This window comes from Stenotrophomonas sp. 93052_Sma (assembly GCF_056481145.1).
In genome coordinates this window covers 3,979,709-4,000,689 of sequence record NZ_CM151134.1, presented here as the reverse complement: position 1 = coordinate 4,000,689, position 20,981 = coordinate 3,979,709, and the positions used below count along the sequence as shown (strand labels likewise).

Sequence of the window (20,981 nt, the reverse complement as noted above, 5' to 3'; positions counted from 1 at the left end):
CGCGTAGGTTGTGCCGAGAACGCCCCGCATCCGCGGGGCGTTTTTTTTGCTTCGGCTCTGGTAGCTGCCAACCTTGGTTGGCACGCTTTCGACACTCGTGAAAAATCATCCACGCATGGCGTGGATCTACTTTGTCCTCGCCCTTGGCTGGCACGCTTCCCCATCCACGCATGGCGTGGATCTACCACCGCATCCGCCTTCGGTAGGTGCCAACCTTGGTTGGCACGCTCTTCACCGCGCCAAGACCGCGTGATTCACGGGTCTCGCCAGCTTCACAAGCGCTCGCGCAGCCTCAGGACGCCAGCTGCATCCGCAGCATCTGATCCGGAGCGTCCGTCCCATGAGTACCCGATTCGACCCACCCGAGCGCGGCCCGCTCGGCCCTGACGTCGGCACTGTCGTCGCCGCCCCCATCGTTGCCCCGCCAAGCGAAAGCGCCGTGTCCTGGGGTGCAATCTTCGCCGGTGCCGCCGCCGCCGCCGCGTTGTCCCTCATCCTGCTGATTCTCGGCGTGGGCCTGGGGCTGTCCTCGGTGTCGCCGTGGTCGTTTGAAGGCGTCAGCAAGGAAACCTTCGGTTGGTCCAGCATCATCTGGCTCACCTTCACCGCGCTGGCGGCTTCGGGTCTGGGTGGCTATCTGGCAGGACGCCTGCGTACCAAGTGGACGCAGATCCACGGCGACGAAACCTACTTCCGCGACACCGCGCATGGCTTCGTGTCGTGGGCGGTGGCCACGCTGCTCACCGCCGGTCTGCTCACCTCGGCCATCGGCGGCGTACTCGGCACGGGCGCGAAAGTGGCCGGTGCCACTGCAGGCGCCGCTGCCTCCACGGCAGGCGTTGCCGCCGCGAGTGCCGGTAGCGCCGCCGCGGCTGCGCCGGAAGGCGACCTCAACTACTGGGTGGACTCGCTGTTCCGAAGTGCCACCAGCGCAGGGCCGTCTGATCCTGCAACGCCGCCTCCGCCGGGTGCGCCGATGGATCCGAATGCGGCCCCGCCGCCGCCGGTCGCAAGCGTCGGCCCGCGCGACGCGCGCATGGCCGCACCGCCGCGTCCGATGCCAGGCAATGGCCCGGTGGCTGACCGCCGTGAAGTGCGTGCCGAGGTGAATCGCATCATCGTCAACAGTCTGCAGGGAGATGGCCTGGATCCGGCCGACACCCAGTACCTGTCCCAGCTGATCGCGCGCGAGACCGGCATGAGTCAGGCCGAAGCGCAGGCGCGCGTGACCGATGTGCAGACGCGCATGCGTGCTGCGCTGGAGAAGGCCAAGAACACTGCCAAGCAGGCGGCCGACGATGCCCGCAAGGCAGCAGCGTATGCCGCGCTGTGGCTGTTCATCACGCTGCTGATCGGCGCGTTCTTCGCCAGCCTCAGCGCCACCTGGGGCGGCCGCCGTCGCGACCTGTAACCCCGTTCCATGCAAGGAGACCTGCCATGAAAATGATTCTGCTCTGGTTGTTGGGCGTACCGATTCCGCTGCTGATCCTGTACGCGATCTTCTTCTGATCACGCGCCAGCGCGAGGTCCACGCATGCGTGGATGGGTCTTTGTAGAGTCGAGCCGTGCTCGACTCTACAAAACCTTGCTTCAGGATCTGAACGAATTCTGACACTGAGTGTCGCTTTCACATCTTTTCGGATCTATTGCATAGGCATCACATCCGGGGCGATAGAACCTGAGGACACTTACTCAGCCATGGAGACCACCATGAACCGACTGCTTGCCATTGCCCTCATCGCCACGCCGCTCACCCTGTTGAGCCCGCAGGGGTTCGCGCAGTACACCGGCCCAGGCGCAGGAACCGCTGTCAGCACCGTGGCCGATGCGCGCGCCCAGCGCGATGACCACCCGGTGGTGCTGCGTGGTACCCTGGTCGCCAAGCTTGGCCACGAGCGTTACCAGTTCCGCGACGCCAGTGGCCAGATCGAAGTGGAGATCGATGACGACGACCTGCCGCAGCAGGCCATTGGTGCGGACACCGTGGTGGAACTGCATGGCAAGGTCGACACGCATCGGTTCAAGCCGACCGACATCGATGTTGATCGCGTCAGCGTGGTGCCTGCCGGTTGAAGCGAACGGCAGCCGAGCATGGGCTCGGCTCTACAGTAGAGCCACGCCATGCGTGGATCACGTGGAAATGACCGGAGAAGCTGTGTCTACAAAGGCGAAGCAATGAGATTCGTTGCATTTACCGAATGAGGGAAATTGCATAAGCCTGGAACGTTGAACTAATTCAAAGATTCTTCTTAACGTTCAACGTTTTAGGAATGCTTGAATGGCCTGCAGGACAATGGGTTCCTAACATTCTCTCCGTCGCCCGTAACCACCTCTGCGGGCGGCGCCTCCCTCCCTTTCTCCTTAGGGGAGAGGGGGCTTTCTCATTCCCCCTTGTCCGAGAGAGACAACCCATGAACGCCATTCTCAAGAAGGCCGCGCTCGCTGCAGCGCTGGCCACGGCTTCGCTGTCCGCGCACGCCGTGGAAACCAAGATCTCCGTCTACGCCGACGTCGACCCGACCCTGGCCCTGCTGCGTGATGACGGTACTCCGCTGCCGGATATGGTCACCCTGACCCACGACCCGCTGCGCGGGCTGATCCCGGATACCCAGCGTGTGCGTATCCATTCCAATGATGAGAAGGCCGACATCGAGGCCCGTATCGACGGCCCATTCGTCCTGGCCAACGAGACCGGCACCGTCACCATCCCGATGACCGTCAGCCTGAACAATCGCACGCTGGATGCCACTGCGATTGAGTACAAGGCGGCTGATCTGTTCACGGGTGCTGGCTCTACCCCGGGCGCCTCGATTTCGATGCCGTTGACCATCGCCCAGACTACCCCGGCGCCGATCACCACCAAGGGCCGCTACGGCGGCATCGTCAGCGTCGTGCTGAACCAGAAGGCCACCACGCCTTAATTCCCGCGCCGGCCCGCACGCCGGGCCGGCTGCTTTTCCAGCGGTACCCCCATGACATCACACGCCCCCGCCATCACCCGGCTGGCGGTCGCGCTCGCCCTGGCGTTGTCCACTCCACTGGTGGCCGCACGCGGCGTCCCGCCCGGCTTCGAGGATCTGGTCGAAGGCCAGACCGAACAACTCGACATCCAGCTGTTCGGCCGCTCGGCCGGGCTGTCGCCGGTGCGCGTAACCCTGGAGCACGTACTACTGGAAGATCCAGCAAGCGTGCTGCAGGCGCTCGACCTGCCCGCCGAGGCGCAGGCCGCGCTGTTGCCCGCGTTGTCACAGCCCATGCCGCGCAACAGCCACCTGGCCTGCCGCTTCGGTGGGGCCACCGCCGGCTGCGGCTATCTCGATCCACCGGAAGACCCCGCCGCCGTGCGCGCTGTACGACGAGGGCGAGGGCGCAGTGCGCCTGTTCGTCGCCCGCCAGTGGATTCCCGGCAAGCCGGCTGCCGAGCGCTTCCACCGCGTCAGCGCCAACGCCGAGAACGCCTTCCTGCACCAGCAGGTGATCAATGTGAGTGGCAGCCGCGACTACCAGACGCTGTCCGCGCGAGGCACCGGCGTGCTGGGCCTGTTTGATCGCGGGCATGTCTCCGCCGAATGGAACTTCAACCAGCAGCGCTACCGCAGCCGCGGCAGTGACAGCGCGTTCGAGTTCGACAACGTCTATTACCGCCACGACCTGGGGCAGGCGCACTACCTGCAGGCCGGGCGCATGGATCGCCGCAACCTGTCCAGCCCACAGGGCGGCACCTTCAGTTTCAGCATGCTGCCGCTGGACCGCTTCCAGGGCCTGCGCGTGGGCACCACCCAGGCCTACGTGGACGCTGATGCTGCCGTGCAGGCCACGCCGCTGACCGTACTGCTGGCGCGCGACGCACGTGTGGATGCCTACGACGGCACGCGCCTGCTGCAGACCTTCTACCTGCAGGCCGGCATCAACCAGATCGACACCCGCAACTTCCCGTTCGGCAACTACAACGTCACCCTGCGCATCCACGAAGATGGCGTGCTGGTGCGCAGCGAAGACGCGCCGTTCGACAAGGGCGGCGACTGGACCAACAGCCAGTGGCAGTGGTTCGTGCAGGGCGGCAAGCGCAGCGAGCGCCGCAGTGATCGCTTCGATGGCGAACGCGTGGCGGTGGCTGGCATGCGTGTGCCGCTGGGCCGCGACGTGGCGGTGGTGGCCGGTGCCGCCGACCTCGGCGGCTTCCGCTACGGCGAACTGCGCGTGGACCTGCGCCGCCTGTACGCCACCCAGGAACTGCGCGCCAGCTTTGGCGGCATGCGCGGCAGCGATGGCAGCACCGGCCAGCAGCACCAGCTGTCGTACCGCCGCACCGCATCCTGGAACATCTACCATCAGCGCATGCGCGGCAAGGCCTGCCAGTTCGAGGCCGACGCCCGCGACCAGCTGGGCTGCACCAGTTCGCTCAGCGCCTCGATGGCGCTGCCACTGGCCGGTGGCAGCGCCTATGTGGGCTACACGCGGCGCCAGACCTGGCGCGCCGGGCGCGAGCTTCCCGGTGCGGAGGGCGACCCTCTGGCCGGGCTGGACCCGCTGCTGCCACTGCCACCGCCGTGGCAACCGCGCCGCGAGCCGCAGCTCAGCCGCACCTGGCAGGCCAGCTTCAGCCGCAGCCATCGCTGGCAGGATTTCAGCGTCTCCACGCGCGTGGGCGTGTGGCAGCAGCGTGCCAGCGACAGCCTGCGCGGCAGTGACCAACGCGACCGCGGCATCTACTTCAACCTGAGCCTGACCCGCCTGCTGCGCGGCACCGCCGGCAGCGGCCAGCGCCGCTACAGCGTGGACGTGCGCCAGCCGCAGCACCAGCGCCCGGACATCAACTACAGCATTGGCCACAGCCTGCGCCAGGACGTCGATGCGCAGTACCGCGAGCTGTCGGCCGAACTGCGCGCCAACAACAGCGACCGCTACAGCGCCACGCTCAGCGGCCAGCTGCAGAACAGCCTCGGCCAGAGCGGCGCCACGCTGGCGCACTACCAGCAGCGCGGCCGCAGCGAGACCGCCTACAGCGGCATGCACAGCTCCGGCTTCGCGCTGGGCAAGCGCGGCTTCTACTGGAGCGGCAGCAATGGCGCCGATGCCGGCCTGGCCGTGCAGGTGGCCGACACCGATGACGTCGACCTGCGCGGTGTGGCGGCCGAACTGCAGGTGGGCGGCCTGCGCAGGCAACGCCTGCAGATTGGCGAGCGCCGGTTGCTGCCGTTGTCGTCGTACCAGTCGCATCGCGCCGAAGTGCAGGATGCCAGCACGCTGGACAGCATCGCCGCCATCCGCGTGACCGGCGTGGGTGGCGCGCGGCCGATGTTCCTCAGCCCCGGCCGCCTGATGCGCATGCCGGTGCCGATCGAGGTGACCTACACCTTCATCGGCAACGCCAAGGATCTTGCCGGAGCGCCGCTGGGCGGCGCCCGCATCCTCAACGCGCCGGTGCCCGGCACCAGCGCCAACGGTGGCTTCGTCGCCGACTTCCCGCGTCGCGAGACAACGCTGTACCTGCTGCAGGACGACCGCCTGCTGCACTGCCCGCTGCAGGTGCGCGAGCGCCGCCAGGTGGTGCTGCTGGTCGGTGCCGTGCACTGCGAGCCGCTGGCCGTGGCCCAGCTGCCGGCGGAGATCCGCCAGCAGGCCCGCGTGACCCGCCTGCTGCAGGAACGCGCACTGATTGCCGCCACGCCCCAGACCGCTGCTGCAGGAGGAACGCCATGAACCGGCGTGTGTTGTTGGTGTTGATGCTGGTGTGTTCGCTGGTGGTGCTGGCGCCCAGGGCGTGGGCGCAGTGGCCGCCGGAGACGCATCCGACGGATCAGAGCCGGGACATCGTGATGTCGTGGGATCGCTCGGCGGTGCCGGGCGATGTGGAGCTGTGGGCACCGCGGACGGTGCTGGGGTTCAGCCACGACCTGGCGATGAAGTATGGGCAGATCCATGTGGTTTGTGGGTCTGCGTCTGACAGTGAGTTTGGGAGGTGTCAGACGGAAAGTGAGCCGAAAATGTCAGTGGGAACAACTGAGATAGTGTTGCGTCTCGTTGATCTTAGGACCGGCCTGCGTACGGAAGTTCGTGCGGTAGGAAGCCTGTTGCGGGTTATGTCGGGTCCTCGCTGCAATATCGATTACTGGGACCGTCAGAAGCGCATTCTGAATGAAGCGTTCTGGTACCAATGTGTATCGGACGAACCAGTCGGCACAGGTGCTGCTCTGACTATTCCAGCATATGAGCTTGCGAGGCTCGTTGCCGGCCACTGGAAGGCCACCATGCGTCTGAACATCAAAGCCGATCCAGCCGCCGCACCGGTTGCAACAGCCACCTTCAATTTCGACTTCACCGTCACCGACTACGACGCCGTCACGATCTACTTCCCCGGCTTCGATGGCGTTGCACCCCTGGTCAACATGGACCTGCGCTACGACCCCATTCGCAAGGTCGTCGCCGGGCGCAAGGACGTGGACATGTGCCTCTACGACGGCGTGGGTTCGCAGAGCGAATTCCTCGGCGTCACCGTGCGCGACAGCGGGCCGCGCCCACCGCCGGGGCGCGACTTTGCGGTCTGGCATCAGGACGGCGGCAGCGACGATACCCAGCGCCTCGACTACCAGGTCGGGCTGAACTACGGCGGCAACCTGCTGGCGATGAAGCACGGCGAGGAACAGTTGCTGCGCGGCATCGACAGCGCACAACTGCGCATGGTGCGGCTGCCGGGCATCAGCCAGCCCGTGTACTGCGTGCCCACGCCACTGACGCTGGAAACACCGCCCACGTCCATCGCCAGCAAACGCCCCGGTCTCTATGAGGGCGAGCTGACGGTGGAGCTGCGCGTACCGACCGCCAAACCCTGATCCCTCCGGAGGCTCATCATGAAGAAGCTGCTGTTCTGCCTGCTGCCGCTGAGCGCACTGCTGGCCCCGCCGGCACAGGCCAATCTGTCCATTCATCCGATGCGCGCTGCGGTGGATGCCATGCACGGCACGAAGATCCGCGTGTACTCGCAGTCCACCCAGCCGCAGTACGTGCAGGCACGCCTGCTGCGCATCACCAACCCGGCACAGGTGGGTGAGGAAGAGATCGAAGTGGAAGCGGCCGATGCGGCGATTGCCATCACGCCCGGCAAGTTCGCACTCAGTGGCGGTGGCAATCGCCTGATCCGGGTGATTCCACTGCAGACCGTCGAGAAGGAGGCGGCCTACCGCATCTACTTCGAGGGGGTGAAAGGTCCCGACGGCACGATCCTGGAAGGCGATGAACAGGCGGCGCAGGCCAACGTCGGCGTCAGCCTGGTCTGGGGCGCGCTGGTGAACGTGGTGCCTGCCAAAGGCCACGTGGATCTGAAACTACAAGGCAACACCCTGCGCAATACCGGCACGCTGCGGGTGGGCATTACCGGTGCCGCCGAATGCAACGCAGGCGGCGCGTGCACGCCGCGCGAGCTGTCCACAAGTCTCTACCCCGATGCTGCGCTGACCTTGCCCTTCCAGCTCCGGCCGGGCAACACCCTGCAGTTGCAGTACCGCCTGTCGAACGACGGCTATCGCGATCACGTGACGACCCTGGCGCCAAGCGCCTGACCTTCCATTGCCCCGCGCACGCGCGGGGCTTCATTTCCCTTTGTTGTTAAGGAGAAAAAGCATGAATCGAATCTATCGACGTATCTGGAGTGTGGCCAAACAGTGCTGGGTGGTGGGCAGTGAATTCAGCAGGGCGCATGGGAAGTCGTCACGAACACTAAGTAAGGGGCTTGCGCTGGCAGTGCTTTCAGCCTCGCCGTTGCTGGCCACCGCCGACGAGAACCAGACCGAAGAAGCCGAGCATGAAGTCTCTCATGAGGATAGTGCTGGCCTTGGTTTGAACGTGCCGGGGATTGATCCCTCTTACTCCTTGATGCGGTCAGCCAATGGCATAGAATTCCCCCCCGATCTTGTCTGGACCGACTATGTGCATCTGACAGACGGGGCACAGAAGGGGCCTACCGTTTCTGGCGAGCTCCTGATCGCTGTCGGGTCCAGGTCGGCTGTAAAGGGGCGGAACTCTGTACTCTTCGGGACGGGGTCTTCGCTGTCGGGTGTCGGAAGTGTTCTGATAGGGAACGATGCTGCGGGCGACGGCGATAGCAATGTGGTCATTGGCTACAGGGCGGATGCCAGAAACGGCTATTCGGTTGCTGTTGGGGCCAGCTCCGTGGCTCTGGGCATTGGGGCGACAGCGTTGGGCAACAATGCCAAGGCATATAGCCAGAACTCAATCGCTCTGGGTAGCGGGGCGAACACCGTCGCTAGCAGTGCGGGGGTCTCCCATATTGCAATCGGCGGCAATGCATTCGCGGGCACCAACGGCTACTCGGGAGCAATCGCCCTGGGCGGAAACTCGCGTGCGGAGTACAGCGGTATTGCTCTCGGTCATCATGCGAAGGCGCTGGCTAATGGGTCGGCCGCCATTGGCGCCAACTCAGAAGCGACCGAGGCAAACTCGGTCTCCGTTGGCAACGCGTCTACCAAGCGACGAATTGTAAACGTGGCCGATGCGCGCTTGAGTGCGGCAAGCACGGATGCCGTTACCGGCAAGCAGCTGTTTGCAACGCAAACCCTTGCGCAATCGGTCAACAATCGGGTGGATGCGACGGCACTGGCGCTTGGCAAGGGAGCATTGGCAGAGTCGAATACCACCTATGGCGCAAGCACGGCAGTCGGCAACAACGCCAAAGGCTACAACGGCGCGAGCGTTGCGCTCGGCGATGACGCGCGCCGGCGTCGATGTGGCGGGAAACAAGGTCAATGGCAGGGCGGGCGGCGTCTCGGTGGGGTCCGGTACCCGGAGTGCGCACGGTGCCGTGGCCATGGGTCACAAGGCCGTTGCGGGTGGCAATTTCTCTGTTGCGATCGGTTCGGATGCCGTCGCCAATGAAGAGCTGAGTACCGCTTTCGGGAAAGCCAGTATCGCCGGGGCCCAGCAGACGACGGCCCTGGGGCGAGGAACGCAGGCAACGGCGAAGTTCGCCACCGCAGTGGGCAATCTTGCGAGGGCAACGGGCGTCAGTTCACTGGCCCTTGGAAACGGTGCACATGCAGGGCACGAGAACGCAGTTGCGCTGGGGGCTGGTTCGGTCACCGCCTCGGCCAATTCCGTGTCCGTGGGCAACGCAAAGTCCACGCGGAGGATCCAGTACGTCGCCGATGGTGTGGTGGGTGCCGGCAGCACCGATGCCATTACCGGCAATCAGTTGTTCCAGACCAATACCCGGCTCTCGGCCGTGGAGAAGACCGCCGGCGATGTCACGGGTGAGCTGGTCGCGGTAAAGTCAATTGCGCAGGCCGCGACGAATCGTATCGACGCGGCCACCTTGGCCTTGGGCAAGGGCGCCAGCGCGGAGAACGGCAGCTTCGGTATCAGCACTGCACTCGGCAACAACGCCAAAGCGTACAACGGCCGCAGCGTAGCGCTGGGCGATGACGCACGCGCTGGTGTGGATGCGGATGGTAACAAGGTGGCGAACCAGAATGCGGGTGTCTCGGTTGGCGCCGGAACCCGTAGCGCCAACGGTGCCGTAGCAACCGGCTTCCGTGCAAATGCAAGCGGCAACTTCTCTATTGCTGTGGGCGGCGACGCCAAGGCCGAGGCAGAGCATGGCACTGCGGTTGGCTATCTGAGCAAAGCCAGCGCCAGCCAGGCAACGGCACTGGGGCGGGGTAGCGAGGCGACGGCAAAGTTCGCCAGTGCGCTGGGCAATCTGGCCAAGGCTTCGAACACCAGCTCCGTGGCGCTGGGTGACCGCGCTCAGGCTTCACATGAGAATGCCGTTGCGCTGGGTGCAGGTGCAGTGACCGCTTCGGCCAATTCGGTATCGGTTGGCAGCGCCAGCAGGAAGCGGAAGATCCAGTACATTGCCGATGGTGCGGTGGGTGCCGGCAGCACGGATGCCATCACCGGCAACCAGCTTCATGCCACCAACCAGGCCGTGACCAAGGCCCAGACAGCAGCTGACGGCGCGACGACCACCGCCAATGCCGCAAAGGTGGAATCGGGCAAGGCACTGGCCGAGACAGTGGTGCTGGGTGGCCTGGTCAACCAGTCCGCTGCCAATGGCAGTGTTCGTCTGGGTGAGAGGAACAGTGGCACGCAGCTGGATGTGCGCAACAGCGCCAATGCGAACCGCAGGATTCTGGGCGTTGCCGACGGGGCCATCAGCGCGACCAGCAACGAGGCCGTGACCGGCAAGCAGCTCCATGAAACCAACGTGAACGTGAACTCGGCACAGACGACAGCCAGCGCAGCGAAGAACAGCGCGGACACGGCACTGGCTGATACTGGAGTCTTGAAGGGCCTTGTCGGTCAAGTCGCTGTCAACGGCAACGTTCGTGTTGGCGAGAAGAACAGCGGCGCCGTGCTGGATGTACGCAACAGCGCGAACGCGAATCGGAGGCTGACCGGCGTGGCCGATGGAGTAGTCAGCGCCAGCAGCTATGAGGCCGTCAACGGCAGGCAGCTCAATGCCACCAATGACAAGGTGGCTACGGTGGAGGGTATTGCCAAGTCTGCGGGCACGGAAGCTGCCGTGGCAAAGGGGGATGCGGCCAAGGCGCTGGCCGAGACTGCGGCGCTGGGTGGGTTGGTGGCGCAGGTATCCGCGACTGGCAATGTGCGCTTGGGTGAGAAGAATAGCGGTACGACGTTGGATGTTCGCAACAGCGCCAATGCCAATCGGAAGATCATAGGAGTTGCAGATGGGCACTTGAGCGCAAGCAGTTCCGAGGCTGTGTCTGGTAAGCAGCTGCATTCAACCAATTCACGCGTCTCAGATCTTGAGGATGTCGCGCAGTTTGTGAGTATAGGCTCAGCGCCCATCAGTGAGCGCGCAGCAGCCGGTGTGGCAGGCGTTGCGGTCGGAAATTCAGCAAAGACTGGACTAGAAGGAGGAACCGCGGTGGGCACGTTTGCGGAGGCGATGGGGAGGAACTCCACCGCAATCGGTAGAGCGGCGAGTGTCTCTGTGGATTCCGAGAATGGATTCGCAATGGGAGTCGGTGCACAGGTCGGTGGAGGCGCGGGCGGCGCGAATGAAGGTATCGCGATTGGTGCTGGCGCAAGAGTTGGAAGCGGGGCTCACGGCTCGCTAGCACTTGGGAATGGCTCCCAAGCAGATGAAGAGGGAGTTGCGTCATTTGGTGGTGTTGGCATTCAGCGCCGCCTTGTAAACATCGCGCGCGGCACTGCCGACCACAACGCCAGCACCGTCTCCCAGCTCAAGGATTCCCTCGCCACGCTCGGCGGCGGCGCAGGCATGGACGGCAACGGCAACATCATCGCTCCGACCTACACGGTGCAGGGCGGAACGCAGAACACTGTCGAAGATGCGCTGTCGGCACTCGATGGCTCGGTCATCACCGTAGGCCGTCGCGCGGACAAGGTGGAAGGCCAGCTTAGCTCGATCTTCCAGGATTCACCTTCGGCCCACGCTGACGGCGTCAGCCAGATCGCGCTGAATGGCGTGAACGGCATGGTGCTGACCAATCTTGCCGACGGCCGAGTGGCCCCAGGAAGCCGTGATGCCGTAACCGGCAACCAGCTGTACGCCGCAGAGCAGAAGATCTCGCAGAATCGGAATGATCTGGAGGAGATGCGCAAGGAGCGGGAGATGGGGCAGCAGGCAATGCGTGGGTTGGATGCGAGCGTCATCGACTACGGTGGTGCGCGTTTGACTGGTGTGGCCGATGGTTCAGTCTCTGGGGATAGTCACGACGTGGTGACCGGTCGCCAGTTGTTTGGCGTCAGTGATCGGGTATCCAAGATTGAGCATCAAGGGCGCTTCCTGAAGATCAATACAGATGAGCTAAGTGAAGATGCCTTTGCTGGCTTCTTGGGCGTGGCAATCGGCGATTCTGCAATGACTGGGGTCGACGGTGGTACGGCGCTTGGAGCCTATGCAGCGGCGCTTGGCGTTAATTCTGTGGCGCTGGGAAGAGGTTCATATGTTGAGGAACGAGCAGTTGGCGGCTTTGCCGTGGGCGCGGGATCTCAAGTGAGCGCACAGCACGGAATCGCTATGGGCTCCGGTGCCAAGGTGGATGCTGGCGCGGCTTGGTCGGTGGCAGTGGGTGCAGGTTCTGAGGCAACCGAGGCGAACACTGTATCGTTCGGTAGTCTGGCCGCAGGGCGCCGCTTGGTAAACATCGCCAACGGCACTGCCAACCACAACGCCGCCACAGTCGGTCAGCTGCGTGGTGCACTCTCCCCCTCGGCGGTGAGGTCGATGCCAACGGCAACATCGTTGGCCCGAGCTTCAACGTGCAGGGCCACGTGCAGTCCACGTTGAATGGCGCACTTGAAGCGCTGGATGGCGCGGTCGTCACCAGCACCTCGCGCGTGGACAAGGTCGAAACCCAACTTCGCTCCGTGTTCCAGGAAACCCCCTCGGTCCGCGCCGACGGCGTCAACCAGCTCACCCTCGCCGGCGCCAACGGCATGGTCATCTCCAACGTGGCCAACGGCCTGATCGCGGCCGGCAGCCGCGATGCAGTCAACGGTGGCCAGCTGCATTCGATGCAGCAGCAGCTCAACGGCCGCATGGATGGTCTGGAGCAGCGCATCGACGATGCCCCGGCACCGCGCGCACTGGCGTCGTCCTCGGTGCCGAAGCCGCAGGCCGAGGAAACTTCGGTGGTACCGGAGGGCAAGGATTCCCAGCAGGTCGCTTCGGTAGGCGAGGGTGACAAGCCCACGCCGCAGCCGAAGGCCAACAAGGACGAATCGCCGAAGCCGCAGGTCGACACCGCCGAGCTGGAGAAGATGCTGGCCCGCGCCAACGAGTACACCGATGGGGCGATCAGCAACTTCGAGCGCCGCCTGGACAAGATGGACAAGCGCTTCAACCGCATGGCGGCGATGAGCAGTGCGCAGACGGCGATGGCGATGAACACCGCCGGCCTGGCCACCTACAACCGCCTCGGTGCGGGTGTGGGCTACAGCGAGGGAGAGTCGGCCATGGCGGTGGGCTACCAGCGCGTGCTCAACGAGAAGGGCTCGGCCACCTTCAGCCTCAATGGCGCGTTCACCAACAGCGGTGAGCGCAGCATGGGCGTCGGCGTAGGCATCGGCTGGTAAGCCATGGAGCCCCGGCGTGACGCGCGTAATCCACCCCGCCGCGCCGGGGTCCTCGCCCAGGAGATGGCGATGTACAGATGGGTAAAGGGAATCATCAGCTATCGCACGTTCTACATCTGGCGGGCGCGCTATCGCTACTACACGCGGAACCTGGATCTGTGGACGCTGATGAGCGGGCTGTGCATCGCCGGTCTGTTGCTGGTGCTGTGGTACATGTGGCGGATGCTGAGCGTGCCGACGCCGCGCGTGCATCCGGAGACAGCGGCGCTGCGCATCGAGGGTGTCACCAGGGAGGCGATCCATCGCATCGTGCTGGTGCGCCACGCGGGCAGCACGCCGGGTGCTCCGTTCACTACGCCGGAGGAGGTGCGGGCGAGCACGCTGCGCACGATGCGGGTACGGCAGGTGATGGACAGCGAAGTGGTGTGGCGGCTGAAAGCCGACATGCTGGCGGACATCGCTGACTACATCATGGCCACAGGTGGGTGCTTTCCCTACGATTGCCGGCGGGTGCTGGATCGGTTGGACTACGTGCGCCAGGCCGGTGCGGAGAATGCGCAGATCAACGCGGCGCTGGCGACGATCCTGGAGGTGTCGTTGGACCAGATGCCGTCGTTGGAGGCAGACGAGCATGAGCGGGTGAAGAGTGGTTGGTCGGATGGGTTCAACGACATCTACTACCAGTCCTGGGTGTTGCGGGACCTGCAGGCCATGCACGCACAGATGATGCGGGAATATCCGCAGCGTGCCCCCGCACCGTGGTTGCCGCGGCTGCTCAGCGACCCGCTGCGCGATACCCGTTTTGTCTGGTAGCGGGAGCAAGATGGGCATCATCTGCCAGAGCAGGTAACACCGCTTTTGTAGAGTCGAGCTTGCTCGACTGCTCTCCGCTCAGCCATCGAAATGCCCGAAGCACAGTGCGGACCAGCGGTCCGCACCTACCAAACACGGGTGCAGCGCCCCTGTAGAGTCGAGCCATGCTCGACTGCTCTCCGGCCAGCCATCGAAATGCCCGAAGCACAGTGCGGACCAACGGTCCGCACCCACCCAAGGCAGGCGCCGCTGCGCTCGCCGGCCATGGACCGGCGCTACCGTTACCCGCCGATATACGCGGTGATCTCCGCTTCGGCCAGCACCTGCCGCAACTGTGCCACCGACGCGCGTCGCATCGGCTTCTCATCCACCGGTGACAGTGGTGCCTGGCGCAGGGCGTCGTAGGGCAGCACGGCCAGGTCGAAGGTCAGCTCTTCGGCACTGAACACCCACACCGGCACGTCCAGGCAGCGTTCGCGGTCCATGCGCAGGCGGCGTGTGCGCGATTCGGCGGGAATGCCGTGTTCGTCCAGGAAGCGATGCACGGCTTCCGGGTCGTCACTGTGCAGGTGCAGCTGCACGGGGCTGTTGGCGTCGGCGGTGCCGTCCAGTACCGGACCGGCCAGGCGCGGGGCGAAGCCGTGCAGGAACTCCAGCGCACGCATGGCGGCTTCACGGCGGCGCTGCAGTTCGTTGCCGTGCTGGGGCCCGGAGAACAGCCGCTGGTACTCGCGCAGGGCGTCTTCGATCTCGGTATTGCGGGGCAGGGAGGCATCGTCGTGGATGCCGAGCCGGCTGGCGGCCTTCAACTTGGCCTGGTGGTAGTCGCGGATGCCGCCTTCGGCCATCAGGCGGGCGGCTTCGTGGGCGAGGCGGTGGCGCCGCTCGCGGGTCTGGCTGGCAGCATGCTGACGGGCGCGATGCATGCGATGACTCCTTGTTGCGACCTGGCTACAGACTAGCGCACGGATGTGACATCTGCGTGGGTATGGCGGATGCAACCGCTTTGGTGGGTGCCGACCTTGGTCGGCACGGGGCGCCAACCAAGGTTGGCGGCTACCAGGGCAGCATCGGTGCCAACCAAGGTTGGCAGCTACCGGGGCGGCATCGGTGCCGACCAAGGTTGGCCCCACCCACGCTTTGGTAGATGCCGACCTTGGTCGGCACGAGGCGCCAACCAAGGTTGGCAACTACCGGGGCGGCATCGGCGCCAACCAAGGTTGGCAGCTACCAGAGCCGCATCGGCGCCAACCAAGGTTGGCATCTACCAGAGCGGCACCCGCCGAACCCTTCCTCAGAAGATATCGAACGCGGCGGCGTCGGCCTGCGGGGTATTGAGGTTCAGGTCGTAGTCGGTCAGGCGGTCCATGTCTTCCACCTTCACCCACTCGGTGGCGCCGTTGAGGGTGGCCTGGACCATGCCGCTGGGCGGTTCGTTCTGCGCGATCGGGGTGTCCTTCAGCGCGGTGCGCATGTAGTCGATCCAGATCGGCAGGGCGGCCTTGCCACCGTATTCGCGGTAACCCAGCGAGCGGAAGTCGTCGCGGCCCACCCACACGGTGGTCACGTACGGGCCGCCGAAGCCGGAGAACCAGGCGTCACGGTGGTCGTTGGTGGAGCCGGTCTTGCCACCCACGTCCTCGCGGCCGAGCACCTTGGCCTGGGCACCGGTACCGCGCTGGACCACGTCGCGCATCATCGACACCAGCTGGTAGGCGGTGCGGGCGTCGATCGCGCGCGGGGCGGTGCGGGCATCCGGGTTGGCCGGTGCCGCCGGGGTTTCGACCTTGGCTTCGGCCTTGGCCGCGGCGGCCGGGTCCACCTTCGGGGCCGGGGCGCCGAAGTTGAAGCCGTCCACCACCTGGTTGACCGGCTGGTCGCTGCTGCCGGCGCAGTCGCGGCAGGCCAGTGCCGGGTTTTCCTTGAACACCAGGTTGCCGTCGCGGTCATTGACCTGGTCGATCAGCCACGTATCCACGCGCGAGCCGCCGTTGGCGAACACGGCGTAGCCACGGGCCACCGACAGCGGGGTCAGCGAGGCGGTACCCAGCGACATCGACAGGTTCGGCGGCAGTTCCGATTCGGCAAAGCCAAACTCGCTGATGTACTTGCGCGCGTAGTCCACGCCCATGCCATCGAGCAGGCGCACCGAGACCAGGTTGCGCGACTGCACCAGCGCTTCACGCAGGCGCATCGGGCCGCGGAAGCCGCCACCGTCGTTCTGCGGGGCCCAGGTCTTGCCGCGGCGGTCGCGGAACACGACCGGGGCGTCGAGCACGATCGAGGCCGGGTTGTAACCCTTGTCGAAGGCGGCGGCGTAGACGAACGGCTTGAAGCTCGAACCCGGCTGTCGACGGGCCTGGGTGGCGCGGTTGAACTTGTTGCCGGAGAAGCTGAAGCCACCGACCAGCGCCTTCAACGCGCCGTTGTGGGCATCCAGCGAGACCAGTGCGGACTGGCCGCGCGGGATCTGATCCAGCAGCCACTCACCTTCCTTGGCCCCGGCGCGCACGCGCACAATGTCGCCACGCTGCACCAGCTTGCCCGGGGTCTTGTTGGTCCACTTGGCGGCGCCGGCCGGCAGCACGATCTCGCTGCGGTTTGCCAGCACCACCGTTGCGCTGCCATCGGCACCGGTGCTGGCGACGATGGCCGGCAGCAGGCCGGCCTGGCCGTACATGCCACGCAGGTGCTCGGCCAGGGCAGCGGCGTCTTCGCCGGCACCCACCTGCACCTGCTTCTCCACGCCGTGCCAGCCGTGGCGGTGGTCGTACAGCAGCAGGCCGTCGCGCACCGACTGGTTGGCGGCGGTTTGCAGGGTGGCATCGATGGTGGTGGTGACGTGGTAACCCTTGTTGACCACATCGCCGCCGAAGCGGGCGATCATTTCCTGGCGCACCAGCTCGGCCACGTAGGGGGCATCGACCTGCACCGGCGGTTCATGCGCGGTGGCGTGCATCGGCACGGCCTTGGCCGCGTCGGCCTCGGCCTGGCTGACGAACTTCAGGTCGGCCATGCGCTGCAGCACATAGTTGTCGCGGCGCTGGCGGGCACGTTCCGGGTTGGAGATCGGGTTGCCCGAAGACGGGAACTTGGGGATGCCGGCCAGCGAGGCCATTTCATCCAGGTCCAGCTCGTTCAGCTTCTTGCCGTAGTAGAACTCGGCGGCGGCGGCCACGCCGTAGGCGCGGTTGCCGAAGAAACTCTTGTTCAGGTACAGCTCGAAGATCTCGTCCTTGCTCAGCTCGGACTCGATCTTCCGCGCCAGCAGGATCTCGGCCAGCTTGCGGGTGTAGCTGTACTCGGAGCTGAGGAAGAACTGGCGGGCCACCTGCTGGGTGATGGTGGAGCCACCCGGCACGCGCTTGTCGTTGGTGGTGGCCAGCAGCCACACCGCACGGCCGATGCCCATGTAGTCCACACCGCCATGCTCGTAGAAGCGGGCATCCTCGGTGGCCAGGAACGCCTGCTTCAGGCGCTCGGGCACGTCCTTCATGGTGATGGGGGTACGGCGGGTCTCGCCGAACACCGCCATCAGCTTGCCGTCGGCAGCATAGACGTACATGGGCTCCTGCATTTCCACGTCGCGCAGGGTCTGCACGTCGGGAAGCTTGGAGGACACGGCGTAGTACAGACCGCCCACGGCGGCCGCGCCGATCAGCGCCAGGACCAGGACAATCAGGAAGATCCAGCGCAGCCAGCGGCGGAGTCGAGTCATCGGGTTCAGATTCCGATTGCGAATTTCGTGGTCGCAGAGTATAGATTACGCAAGGTGGCGGCTGGGGTCGGCACCGGGGAGCGCAAGGGGAACAGTCAGGGGCTGCATGGTGAATCCGTGAGGGACTTCACAGCAGGGCCGTTGCCATTTGCTAAGAATACGTTATTAATGCTCGGGCGCAGGTCTTGCGTCCAAGTGCCCGTCGGCAGGGGAGAAACCGTGGGGCTCATCCCAAAAAGTCAGTCGCCGCTTGTAGGCGTCGACATCAGTTCGACTGCGGTAAAGCTTTTGCAGCTGTCCCGCAGTGGCAATCGTTTTCGTGTGGAACATTACGCTGTGGAACCTCTTCCGCCGAATGCGGTGGTGGAGAAGAACATCGTGGAAGTGGAGGCCGTGGGTGAGGCCATCCGCCGCGCGATGAACCGCTCGGGGAGCAAGGCCAAGCTGGCCGCTGCCGCCGTCGCTGGGTCGGCGGTGATCACCAAGGTGATCCCGATGCCGGCCGAGCTCGACGAGAACGACATGGAAGCCCAGATCGAGCTGGAAGCGGTCAACTACATTCCGTACCCGATCGAGGAAGTGAACCTGGACTTCGAGGTGATCGGGGCGATCCCGAACAACCCGGAGATGGTCCAGGTGCTGCTGGCCGCGTCGCGTTCGGAGAACGTGGAACTGCGCCAGTCGGCGCTGGAGCTGGGTGGCCTGCAGGCCAAGGTGATGGACGTGGAGGCCTTCGCGGTCGAGAACGCCTATGCCCTGGTCGCCAGCGAGCTGCCGGTATCCATCGAGGGTGTGGTCGCGCTGGTCGACATCGGTGCCACCATGACCACCCTCAATGTCCTGCGCGGCGGCCGCAGCCTGTACAGCCGCGAACAGGTGTTCGGTGGCAAGCAGCTGACCGACGAGATCATGCGCCGCTACGGCCTGAGCTACGAGGAAGCCGGACTGGCCAAGCGCCAGGGCGGGCTGCCGGAAAGCTACGAGATGGAAGTGCTGGAGCCGTTCAAGGAAGCCACGGTCCAGCAGATCAGCCGCCTGCTGCAGTTCTTCTACGCAGGCAGCGAGTTCAACCGCGTTGATCACATCGTGCTGGCCGGTGGCTGCGCCGTGCTGGGCGGTCTGCCGGAAATGGTCGAGGAACAGCTGGGCGTGCCGACCGTGGTCGCCAACCCGCTGGCGCAGATGACCCTGGGGCCGAAGGTGAACGCGCATGCGCTGGCCCAGGATGCCCCCGCGCTGATGATCGCAACCGGTCTGGCGCTGAGGAGCTTCGACTGATGGCACGCATCAATCTATTGCCCTGGCGCGCCGAACGGCGCAAGCAACGCCAGCGCGAGTTCTACGCAATGCTGGGCATGGCCGCGATCGGTGGCCTGCTGCTGTCGCTGGTGATCTGGTTCTACTACGACCGCCAGGTGAGCGGCCAGATGGACCGCAACGCCTATCTGGAAGCCGAGATCGAGAAGGTCAAGGAACAGAACAAGGAGATCGACCGCCTCGACGCGCAGAAGGAACGCCTGCTGGCCCGCAAGAAGGTGATCGAGGAACTGCAGGCCAAGCGCTCGCAGATGGTGCACCTGTTCGATGCGCTGGTGCGCACGATTCCCGATGGCCTGGTGCTGACCGCGCTGAAGCAGGAAGGCGACGTGCTGACCCTGGAAGGCCGTACCCAGTCCAATGCCCGTGTTTCGGCCTACATGCGCAACCTGGAGACCTCCGGTTGGATGACCAACCCGGAACTGTCGATCATCGAAGCGCGTGATCCCGAGAAGGACAAGGACGGCAAGGTGGGCCCGCTGGCCGACATCAAGGCGCTGCCCTATGTGTTCGTGGTCAAGGTGAAGCTGCCGGCACAGAGTGAGGAAGTGGCCGGTACGCCAGGCCTCAACGCCGATGGTTCGGTGGCAACGCCGGCTCCGCCCGCAGTGGCACCGCTTGCAGCCGGCCCGGATGCAGCGGCACCTGCTGCACCGGCCGCCGGCCAGCCTGCTGCTGCACCGGCTGCACCCGCTCCCGCCGCCGCGCCGGTCAACGCACCTGCTGCCACCCCGGCCCCGGCTACGCCGAACCAGCCGGCAGCCCCGGCTGCAAAGCCTGCGCCGAAGTCCGAGGGCAGCCGCCTGGCGCAGCCGCCGCAGGCCTTCAACGCCCCGCTGCAGGGGGATCGCGCATGAGCCAGAAAATCGATCTGAAGAACCTGGATTTCAACGACATCGGCAACTGGCCGCAGAAGGCCAAGATCGTCTTCTGCTCGCTGTTGGCGCTGGTGATCATGTTCGTGGCGTGGATGCTGCTGATCAGTGGCAAGCGCGAGGAACTGGCCGGCCTGGAATCGAAGGAAGTCGAGCTGCGTTCGGAGTTCACCAAGCAGCAGGAGCGTGCGGTGAACCTGGCGCCGCTGAAGCAGCAGCTGGCACAGATGGAACAGGTGCTGCAGCAGATGCTGCGGCAGCTGCCCAGCAAGACCGAAATGCCGGACCTGATCATCGACATCTCGCAGACTGCGCTGTCCAGCGGCCTGACCAACGAGCTGTTCGAGCCGGAGCAGGAGCAGGTCAAGGAGTTCTACGCCGAGAAGCCGATCAAGCTGCGCATGGTGGGCAGTTACCACCAGTTCGGTGCCTTCGTCAGTGGCGTGGCGTCGCTGCCGCGCGTGGTCATCCTGACCATGCACGACATCAACCTCAAGCCCAAGGACAAGACCAGCGGCAACGCCCGCAGTGGTGCGCTGGAGCTGTCCGGCACGGTCAAGACCTATCGCTATCTGGATGAGACCGAAGTGCAGGCACAGCAGGCGGCTGACGCCGGCAAGGAGGAGAAGAAGTGATCCGTTTCCTCTTTGCGCGTTGTGGGATGGCTGCCGTCGTGCTGATGCTGGCCGCATGCGGCCGCGATGTGACCAGCACGCCGGGTGATGCGCCGAATCTTGAAAAGTGGGTGGAAGGCGAGCGTGCGCGACCGGCACAGCCGCTGGAGCCGCTGCCGGTGATGCAGCAGTTCGAAACCTTCGAATACTCCGCACAGGGTCTGCGCGACCCGTTCACCGATGCCTGGACCAATCCGCAGCAGGGGAATGGCGGATTGCGTCCGGATCCGAACCGGCGCAAGGAGCCGCTGGAAGGCTTCCCGCTGGACGCACTGGACATGGTCGGCACCATCGGCACCGGAGCCGCCACCGTGGCGCTGGTGATGGGGCCGGACAAGGTGACCTACCGGGTACGCCCGGGCGGCTACCTGGGGCAGAGCGACGGGCGGGTCACGGCGGTCTTCGAAGACCACGTGGAGCTGATCGAACTGGTGCCGGATGGCGCGGGTGGCTGGCTGGAACGGCCGGCAACGCTCTCGCTTGAAGATCAATGATCGT

The 20,981-nt window shown here is 65.1% G+C and carries 12 protein-coding genes and 3 pseudogenes; 13 read left to right on the top strand and 2 right to left on the bottom strand.

Annotation, left to right across the window (positions count from 1 at the left end; translation table 11 throughout):
• The first annotated feature begins 340 nt into the window (after positions 1-340).
• From ACZK2V_RS18715 to ACZK2V_RS18675, 9 genes and pseudogenes are all read left to right on the top strand, one after another.
• Positions 341-1,411, top strand: coding sequence for a hypothetical protein (locus ACZK2V_RS18715; protein WP_486322669.1), 1,071 nt, complete (start codon positions 341-343; stop codon positions 1,409-1,411).
• A 299-nt stretch (positions 1,412-1,710) separates the two neighbouring features.
• A complete protein-coding gene (locus ACZK2V_RS18710; RefSeq protein ID WP_201117212.1) occupies positions 1,711-2,073 on the top strand; it encodes a NirD/YgiW/YdeI family stress tolerance protein in 363 nt (120 codons plus the stop codon).
• Between the two features lie 338 nt (positions 2,074-2,411).
• Entirely contained in the window at positions 2,412-2,921 is a 510-nt protein-coding gene (locus tag ACZK2V_RS18705; protein WP_154353297.1) for a CS1 type fimbrial major subunit, read from the top strand.
• A gap of 51 nt (positions 2,922-2,972) precedes the next feature.
• Positions 2,973-5,703 (top strand): annotated as a pseudogene (locus ACZK2V_RS18700) (TcfC E-set like domain-containing protein).
• On the top strand, positions 5,700-6,833 hold the full coding sequence (locus tag ACZK2V_RS18695) for a CfaE/CblD family pilus tip adhesin (protein ID WP_154353295.1): 1,134 nt from the start codon (positions 5,700-5,702) through the stop codon (positions 6,831-6,833). Before ACZK2V_RS18700 ends, ACZK2V_RS18695 begins: the two are co-directional and overlap by 4 nt.
• Positions 6,834-6,851: 18 nt before the next feature.
• Positions 6,852-7,559 (top strand): pilus assembly protein, encoded by a 708-nt coding sequence (locus ACZK2V_RS18690; protein ID WP_486322668.1) that lies wholly within the window; start codon positions 6,852-6,854, stop codon positions 7,557-7,559.
• Between the two features lie 61 nt (positions 7,560-7,620).
• Positions 7,621-7,701, top strand: a pseudogene (locus tag ACZK2V_RS18685) (ESPR-type extended signal peptide-containing protein); the annotation flags it as partial.
• 285 nt (positions 7,702-7,986) lie between these two features.
• Positions 7,987-13,086, top strand: a pseudogene (locus ACZK2V_RS18680) (YadA-like family protein); the annotation flags it as partial.
• A 69-nt stretch (positions 13,087-13,155) separates the two neighbouring features.
• A complete protein-coding gene (locus ACZK2V_RS18675) occupies positions 13,156-13,899 on the top strand; it encodes a hypothetical protein (RefSeq protein ID WP_486322667.1) in 744 nt (247 codons plus the stop codon).
• Between the two features lie 281 nt (positions 13,900-14,180).
• Here the strand turns inward: ACZK2V_RS18675 and ACZK2V_RS18670 are convergent, their stop codons facing one another.
• Together ACZK2V_RS18670 and ACZK2V_RS18665 are read right to left on the bottom strand one after the other, a co-directional pair.
• A complete protein-coding gene (locus ACZK2V_RS18670) occupies positions 14,181-14,825 on the bottom strand; it encodes a hypothetical protein (RefSeq protein WP_012511978.1) in 645 nt (214 codons plus the stop codon).
• A 368-nt stretch (positions 14,826-15,193) separates the two neighbouring features.
• Positions 15,194-17,617, bottom strand: coding sequence for a penicillin-binding protein 1A (locus tag ACZK2V_RS18665; RefSeq protein WP_486322666.1), 2,424 nt, complete (start codon positions 17,615-17,617; stop codon positions 15,194-15,196).
• A gap of 219 nt (positions 17,618-17,836) precedes the next feature.
• Between ACZK2V_RS18665 and ACZK2V_RS18660 the strand changes: the two genes are divergently transcribed.
• From ACZK2V_RS18660 to ACZK2V_RS18645, 4 genes are read left to right on the top strand one after another with little or no spacing between them, the layout of a single operon-like run.
• Positions 17,837-18,895, top strand: a complete 1,059-nt coding sequence (locus ACZK2V_RS18660) for a pilus assembly protein PilM (protein WP_010484061.1) — start codon at positions 17,837-17,839, stop codon at positions 18,893-18,895.
• Positions 18,895-19,791, top strand: a complete 897-nt coding sequence (locus tag ACZK2V_RS18655; RefSeq protein WP_197616963.1) for a PilN domain-containing protein — start codon at positions 18,895-18,897, stop codon at positions 19,789-19,791. Before ACZK2V_RS18660 ends, ACZK2V_RS18655 begins: the two co-directional genes overlap by 1 nt.
• Complete coding sequence (locus tag ACZK2V_RS18650; RefSeq protein ID WP_049400744.1) at positions 19,788-20,444, top strand: type IV pilus inner membrane component PilO; 657 nt, start codon at positions 19,788-19,790, stop codon at positions 20,442-20,444. The genes ACZK2V_RS18655 and ACZK2V_RS18650 overlap by 4 nt, the downstream gene beginning before the upstream one ends.
• Positions 20,445-20,470: 26 nt before the next feature.
• Complete coding sequence (locus tag ACZK2V_RS18645) at positions 20,471-20,977, top strand: pilus assembly protein PilP (RefSeq protein ID WP_010484064.1); 507 nt, start codon at positions 20,471-20,473, stop codon at positions 20,975-20,977.
• Positions 20,978-20,981: the final 4 nt, after the last annotated feature.

What these genes read in the sequence shown, in the direction of transcription:
- ACZK2V_RS18715 (WP_486322669.1), top strand. Translation starts at nt 341, where the DNA reads ATGAGTACCCGATTCGACCCACCCGAGCGCGGCCCGCTCGGCCCTGAC.
- ACZK2V_RS18710 (WP_201117212.1), top strand. Translation starts at nt 1,711, where the DNA reads ATGAACCGACTGCTTGCCATTGCCCTCATCGCCACGCCGCTCACCCTG.
- ACZK2V_RS18705 (WP_154353297.1), top strand. Translation starts at nt 2,412, where the DNA reads ATGAACGCCATTCTCAAGAAGGCCGCGCTCGCTGCAGCGCTGGCCACG.
- ACZK2V_RS18695 (WP_154353295.1), top strand. Translation starts at nt 5,700, where the DNA reads ATGAACCGGCGTGTGTTGTTGGTGTTGATGCTGGTGTGTTCGCTGGTG.
- ACZK2V_RS18690 (WP_486322668.1), top strand. Translation starts at nt 6,852, where the DNA reads ATGAAGAAGCTGCTGTTCTGCCTGCTGCCGCTGAGCGCACTGCTGGCC.
- ACZK2V_RS18675 (WP_486322667.1), top strand. Translation starts at nt 13,156, where the DNA reads ATGTACAGATGGGTAAAGGGAATCATCAGCTATCGCACGTTCTACATC.
- ACZK2V_RS18670 (WP_012511978.1), bottom strand. Translation starts at nt 14,825, where the DNA reads ATGCATCGCGCCCGTCAGCATGCTGCCAGCCAGACCCGCGAGCGGCGC.
- ACZK2V_RS18665 (WP_486322666.1), bottom strand. Translation starts at nt 17,617, where the DNA reads ATGACTCGACTCCGCCGCTGGCTGCGCTGGATCTTCCTGATTGTCCTG.
- ACZK2V_RS18655 (WP_197616963.1), top strand. Translation starts at nt 18,895, where the DNA reads ATGGCACGCATCAATCTATTGCCCTGGCGCGCCGAACGGCGCAAGCAA.
- ACZK2V_RS18650 (WP_049400744.1), top strand. Translation starts at nt 19,788, where the DNA reads ATGAGCCAGAAAATCGATCTGAAGAACCTGGATTTCAACGACATCGGC.
- ACZK2V_RS18645 (WP_010484064.1), top strand. Translation starts at nt 20,471, where the DNA reads ATGGCTGCCGTCGTGCTGATGCTGGCCGCATGCGGCCGCGATGTGACC.